Source organism: Pseudoalteromonas sp. TB64 (genome assembly GCF_000498095.1).
GTDB lineage: Bacteria > Pseudomonadota > Gammaproteobacteria > Enterobacterales > Alteromonadaceae > Pseudoalteromonas.
Map to the genome: position 1 here is coordinate 20,622 of NZ_AUTQ01000158.1, position 6,615 is coordinate 27,236.

6 protein-coding genes are annotated in these 6,615 nt (G+C 39.3%); all 6 read right to left on the reverse strand.

Annotated elements, in window-relative coordinates:
- Positions 1–49 precede the first annotated feature (49 nt).
- Positions 50–1,066 carry an erythrose-4-phosphate dehydrogenase gene (epd, locus tag L647_RS0113310; protein WP_024611532.1) on the reverse strand — a complete coding sequence of 339 codons (1,017 nt, stop codon included), beginning with the start codon at positions 1,064–1,066 and terminating at the stop codon, positions 50–52.
- A gap of 232 nt (positions 1,067–1,298) precedes the next feature.
- Positions 1,299–1,562 carry a hypothetical protein gene (locus L647_RS0113315; RefSeq protein WP_024611533.1) on the reverse strand — a complete coding sequence of 88 codons (264 nt, stop codon included), beginning with the start codon at positions 1,560–1,562 and terminating at the stop codon, positions 1,299–1,301.
- A 131-nt stretch (positions 1,563–1,693) separates the two neighbouring features.
- Positions 1,694–2,329, reverse strand: coding sequence for an SIMPL domain-containing protein (locus L647_RS01000000124215; RefSeq protein WP_343223052.1), 636 nt, complete (start codon positions 2,327–2,329; stop codon positions 1,694–1,696).
- Between the two features lie 147 nt (positions 2,330–2,476).
- A complete protein-coding gene (locus tag L647_RS0113325) occupies positions 2,477–3,100 on the reverse strand; it encodes a 3'-5' exonuclease (RefSeq protein ID WP_024611534.1) in 624 nt (207 codons plus the stop codon).
- A 15-nt stretch (positions 3,101–3,115) separates the two neighbouring features.
- Positions 3,116–4,954, reverse strand: coding sequence for a DUF294 nucleotidyltransferase-like domain-containing protein (locus L647_RS0113330; RefSeq protein WP_024611535.1), 1,839 nt, complete (start codon positions 4,952–4,954; stop codon positions 3,116–3,118).
- Positions 4,955–5,078: 124 nt separating this feature from the next.
- Positions 5,079–6,615: sodium:solute symporter family protein (locus L647_RS0113335; RefSeq protein WP_024589746.1), on the reverse strand; the 1,537-nt coding region annotated here is incomplete at its 5' end.

Genomic DNA, 6,615 nt, shown 5'->3' on the forward strand with positions numbered 1-6,615 from the left:
ATACTGAACTTAAAATATATGTTTAAAATTATAATATTAATAAATAAAATTACAGCTTTGTTGCCATCATAGCACGTGCAGTGTCGAGCATACGATTAGCAAAACCCCATTCATTATCACACCATACCAACAGCTTTATTAATCGTTTGTGACTAACGCGCGTTTGTGTGCCATCAATAATACAAGAATGCGGATCGTGATTAAAATCAACTGATACTAATGGCTCTTCGGTATAACTTAAAATACCTTCAAGGCGGTCTTTCGCTTGTGCTTTAAGTGCATTATTTACCGCACTTAAATCTACATCGGTGTTAACCGTTACACTTAAATCCATTGCCGTTACATTTATAGTCGGAACTCGTACGGCAATTGCCTCAAAACGACCTTTAAACTTAGGTAAAATACGGTCTATACCACGGGCGAGCTTTGTATCAACCGGAATAATAGACTGGCTTGCAGCGCGCGTACGGCGTAAATCATGATGATAACCATCAATCACTTGCTGATCGTTCATCGACGCATGAATAGTCGTAATAGCGCCCGACTCAATACCAAACGCATCATCTAATACTTTAATAACCGGCACAACACAGTTAGTTGTGCACGAGCCGTTAGACACAATTGTATGCTCGTTTTTAAGCTCATCGTCGTTAATGCCATATACAATAGTGGCATCAACATCGTTATCGGCCGGATGCGAAAACAACACCTTTTTAGCACCTGCGGTAATATGTAACTGCGCATGTTCACGCGAGTGATAAACGCCCGTACATTCAAGTACAACGTCTACATCGAGTGTTTGCCAAGGTAATTCAATTGGGTTTTCTTCACAAAAAAGTGCAATGGTATCGCCTGCAACACTAATAGTGTCTTCACCAAGTTTTACAGGGAAAGAAAAACGACCGTGGGATGTGTCGTATTTTAATAAATGAGCAATAGCTTCGGGGTCAGCAAGTTCGTTAATCGCAACAATTTTTATATCGTCGCTCAAACCTGATTCGTATAACGCGCGGACAATATTTCGACCAATACGACCAAAACCATTAATTGCAAGTTTGATTGCCATGAAATATAAAATCCACTCTTTTAGCGTGCAGATAAAGGCTATTTGCCTTTTTGATGGCGGTATTATAATCGACCTTGAACATTATTATAAGAGGGGGCGATTAGAAACTTTAAATTAAGGTTAAAGCGTATAAATAAGCTAGTTATAATTATCGAACCAAGAGCCTGATTTTTTAAATAGCAAAGACAACGTTAATGTAGCCATTAGCTGTAAATTAAACTATCAAAAATAGCTAACGACATAGATAAAAATGTACATATATAAAAATATTATAGATCGTTTCGTCTGTTAAATTTGGGTAGTTTTTATTAAGCTCTGTAGATAGTTTTTTTGTTGCATCTTCTAAAGATAAGCCAGCATTAAATTGTTCACTGACATACTCCATGCTCCACTCTCTAATTTCTTTAAGTGATTCAATAACCTTTGGATTATATTCAATTTTCAGGTTATCTAAATCCATTATATGTTCAGAAAGCATGTTTATATCATTTTTCATAATCATAACTCCTATTCATAAAATCAAATTAACCATGTATATTTTTAATTTATTTCTAAATCAAACACTACACTTATTGATGATGTAAAAATTATTGTTTCATCCACATACCGCACCGGTTCAAATGGATTTTAGTTAGCACCAGAACCTGAAAAAATTAAACTCTTAACGTTATTAGTAGGGTATTTTTGATGATTAGCAGTTGAATTAATACTGTAAACTTCTCCAAGTTCAGCGCCAAATGCTTTAGCAAGCATGCTTCCCTTAGCTTTGGCGTTATCTATTGCTGCTTGTGTTGCTTTTGCCTCTAACTTCGATCCTTCTGAAGATAAGCTTTCAATTTCTATAACATTATTTATTTTTACGCTTTGTGCAAAATTAATAAAATCATTTGTTTTTTTAATATCTTTTAACGTTACTTTAATTTTTTTTCGCGCTAGGTACCTTTCACCTGAAACAGTACCCGTTTCTATACCAATCATATTATTTACATGACTTGTTAAACCAGAGATAAAAATATCGCCTTGCTCAATGCCAAATTTATCTGCTCCTTTGATTAGCGAGTTAACTCGGTTATCAACATCACGTTTCGCCTCAAGCAACGTATCTTTAGTGCTTATTACTTCAAAAGAAATGTTAGCCATGTCAGGCTCAACTAATATCTCAGCCGTGCCTTGCACTGTAATATGGCGATTAGCAGGTAAGCTTGAATTAGCAAAAGTGATAAGTGGGAATAATGTTAAAAAAATAGTAGTGATGAGTTTCATATTCGTTCCTTGAAATGATAATTAGTTAAATAATGACTCCGTACCTATAATCATACGAATAACAATAAAAGTAAACTGCTTACCATTAAACCTCGATATTAACCGATAAGGTATTTTATCGCTGGGTGTTGCTGTCCTCTATCCAACCTACGTCAACTCGCCTACTTTTAACTCTTTGCCACGGCTTATTTGATGGCACTGGGCTAGCAGTAACTCGGCAGTGGCTTGTGCATCAGTGAGGGCATGATGACAATGATAGCTTGGTAACTCATAACGTGTACGGCATGCATTAAGGGTTAAATCATCTTGTTTTATTTCAGTTGAATGATGGAGTAAGCGCTTTTGTTCAATATGGAGTGTGTCGATTATGAGTTTAGGACGTATAGTTATATTGGCATTTTTAAGCGCTATTTTTAAAAAACCCCAATCGAGCATGGCATTATGAAACACTAAAATACAGTCGCTAAAATGGCAGCTCAATTGCGTTAATATACTGCACAAGCTCTGTCCTTTTGTTATAGCATCATCATTTATACCGTGAAAAACAGGACTTTGCTCAAGGCTTTTTACGTCCTTATTTATAAGGTGCTGCGACTCGCTCATTTTTATACATTGGTTATCTATTATCACCCACGCTACCGATACAATTTCGTGCTGCTTTGCATCAAGCCCAGTGAGCTCTAAATCAATCACCAAATAACGTTGTTGTAAGGCATTTTTACCTAGTAATTTACGGCGCTTTAAATACCGAGTGAGCAGCTTTTTTACCATGTTAGTAATCCATCATTATAAACTGCCGCGAGCAAACTTAAACGCGGCGGCTTGCTGCGCTTGTTTAACAAGGTAAAACGCTTCTTTTAGTTGATGGCGCTCTAGTGAGTTTAATTTATTAGGGTTAATGCAATTACTCGGTAAGCCCTCTTCGTTTATTTGTGTACTCAAACGAAGCTGCGTTAAGAACCGCCAGCAGTCTTTTAGGTTGTATATATCTTCTTTGCTGATCAGTTTATGTTTTAGTAGTGCATCCAACCGCTCTTGTGTGTTGGCGCGCCTAATACCCGCTTTTAAAGCGTATAACCGCACTATGTCATTTATAATTACGACACCACGTTTTTTTAAATCTATGTATTTATTATTTTGATCTGTTTTTTCGGTTTTAAATTTATTAAATAAACCAATTGGCACGCTGTTGCTGCTTATGTCGGTTGCCATTGCGGCATAGAATAAGTCGTTACGCGATATACGAATTAATTGCTCGCAAAAAGCGGTATATAAAGCATTTGAACCTTCAATAAATCGCAGGTCAAAAAATATCTTACAGTTAAGCATTGCATTCGGTGTGGGGCTTTTTATCCATTTAAAAAAGCGCTCGCTCCAATCGTTTACGCTCATTCGGCACTCATCACTGCTTGCCATAATATTACCTGGGCAACGCCTAATGCCGCACTCAACTAAATTCTCACATACAAACTCCCCCATACTTTTAAAGTAAGCGTGTTGCTCGGTGGTTAAGTCGTTAGGGAGTAACAAGCCGTTGTCTTGATCTGAATGCAGGGTTTGTTCTTCGCGTGCTTGCGAGCCAAAGCAAATAAAACTAAAGCTGGTTGGCGCTGCGCCATGCTCTTCTTGAAATAAGTGAATCAGGCGCGATGTAAGCGCATCGGTTAAACCACTGAGTAATTTACCAATTAGCGATATGTCGTCAATGTTGTACGAAAAACTACGCAAAAGTTCGGGGATTTCTTTTGCGTAGCGTTTTAAATCTGTAACCGTATGCGCTTTATATATGCGCCCAATAAGCTGTACGGGGTCGCTTTTTTGTTGGCGCAGTAAATCGGTGCTGGTTATCATCCCTATTGGGTTGTGACTTTCGTCAAGCACGGGTAAATGATGAATATTATATTTAAGCATTAAGTGCAGCGCCGAAAACACCCGGTTATTTTCAAATATAAACTTGGGTTTGGCGGTCATAATACTGCTTACTGCATCTTGTGGATCTACCTCGTCGGCAAGTACTCGGTTACGTAAATCGCGGTCTGTTACCACCCCGACTAAGTGCGCGTGCTGCGTTATCATAATTGACGACACGCCATGCTCTTTCATTTTTTTAGCACTTTGCCTAATACTTGCATCGGGCGTAAGCGTAATGGCGGTGCGGGTCATCAGCTCTGATATTTTACGTTCAGACCAGCTATCGTTTTTACTTTTATAATGCGATGACAACAACCGGTTAGCATGAGCGCGTACAAAGTATTGCTCAAACGATTTATATTCTCTGCGTAAAAAATCAAAGTGCGTTTGAGAGAGCATATACACAATGCCCTCTTTTTGTACTTCTAACCTATTTTGAATTGCCTCGCCGGTTAACAGCGACGGAAAACCAAAATAATCACCTTGCGCCAAGCGTGTAACAACATCGCCCTTACCATCAACTAGGTCATACAAACCAGAGCGAATTAAAAACAGTTTAGGGTTTTCACTTTGTAACCACTGAGTTTGGTTTTCACGGGTGAGGTAAATAATATCAAGATGATTTACAAAATATTCGTATGCGCTGCTATCAAGCATAGTAAAAGGTGCTTGCAAACAAACGTATTGGGCTATTTCTTGTTGTTCTACACTCATTGTATTCGCTCTTTAAATGGTGATGTACCAATCTAATGTACTTATTTATTAAACAAATAAAAAGCCCGACTAAAGTCGGGCTTTTGGTGCTTTATGTTTTCTAAACTATATCTATAAATGTAGCCTAGTGGTCGTGCGCTTCTGCCGACCCTTTAGGGTTACGAATGCTTTCAACCATTTCTTGAATTTCAACCGGTGTAGGTTTAGTAAACTTAAGAACAATTGCAGCTACTGCAAAGTTAATAATCATACCAATTAAGCCAATACCTTCAGGCGAAATACCTAAAAACCAGTTTTCAGGGCTGTTTAGCTCTGGGCTAACAAACTTGAAGAAAATGATATACGCAGCGGTAAAGCCAATACCCGTTACCATGCCTGCAATGGCGCCTTCGCGGTTCATTGTTTTAGAGAATATACCCATAATAATTGCTGGGAAGAAACTCGCTGCCGCCAAGCCGAATGCAAATGCCACTACCGATGCCACAAATCCAGGCGGGTTAATACCAAAGTACGCGGAGATAACAATAGCGACCATGGCTGCCAACCTCGCTGCAAGTAACTCTTGCTTGTCGGTAATATCGGGCTTAAGGGTTCGCTTGAGTAAATCGTGCGAAACGGAGGTCGAAATAACCAGTAGTAAACCTGCTGTTGTAGAAAGTGCAGCGGCAATACCACCAGCAGCTACAAGTGCAATTACCCATGCTGGTAAGTTAGCAATCTCTGGATTTGCTAATACCATAATGTCGCGGTCTACGTTTACTTCGTTAGCACTGTTCGGATCGGTGATTTTACCCGCCGTGTAGAACATTTTGCCATCGCCGTTTTTATCATCAAATGTAATTAAACCTGTGCGTTCCCAGTTTTTAATCCATCCAGGTGCTTCTGCGTAAGCTGTACCGCTACCGTCTTTACCATTAATAGTATCAACCATGTTTACTCGAGCAAAGGCTGCAACCGCAGGTGCTGTAGTATAAACAATCGCGATGAACACAAGTGTCCATGCTGCAGAAATACGCGTGTCTTTTACGCGAGGTACAGTAAAAAAGCGAACAATTACATGTGGTAAACCAGCAGTACCTACCATTAACGCGCCAGTAATAGCGAACACGTCAATCATGCTCTTAGAGCCTTCGGTATATTGCGCAAAACCAAGTTCAGCGCTTAAGCCGTCTAGTTTATCAAGTACGTACACGCCATCGCTGCCAATTAATGTGGCACCAAAACCGGTTTGTGGGAAGAAATGACCCGTCATCATCATCGAGATAAAAATGGCTGGTACAAGGTAGGCAAATACAAGTACACAATACTGCGCTACTTGTGTGTAGGTAATGCCTTTCATGCCGCCAAGTACCGCATAAAAGAATACAATCACCATACCAATGTAAACACCAGTTTCAATTTCTACTTCTAAAAAGCGTGAAAATACGACGCCTACACCACGCATTTGCCCTGCAATGTAAGTAAAACAAATGAATATGGCACATACAATTGCCACTAAACGCGCAGTGCGTGAATAGTAACGGTCGCCAATAAAGTCTGGCACAGTAAACTTGCCGAATTTACGTAAGTAAGGCGCTAAACACATGGCTAATAGTACATAACCACCTGTCCACCCCATTAAGTAAACGCTGCCATCGTAACCTGCAAACGAAATAATACCC

Coding starts and splice junctions, on each gene's coding strand:
- L647_RS0113325 (WP_024611534.1), bottom strand. CDS start 3,100: ATGGTAAAAAAGCTGCTCACTCGGTATTTAAAGCGCCGTAAATTACTA.
- L647_RS0113315 (WP_024611533.1), bottom strand. CDS start 1,562: ATGAAAAATGATATAAACATGCTTTCTGAACATATAATGGATTTAGAT.
- L647_RS01000000124215 (WP_343223052.1), bottom strand. CDS start 2,329: ATGAAACTCATCACTACTATTTTTTTAACATTATTCCCACTTATCACT.
- L647_RS0113330 (WP_024611535.1), bottom strand. CDS start 4,954: ATGAGTGTAGAACAACAAGAAATAGCCCAATACGTTTGTTTGCAAGCA.
- epd (WP_024611532.1), bottom strand. CDS start 1,066: ATGGCAATCAAACTTGCAATTAATGGTTTTGGTCGTATTGGTCGAAAT.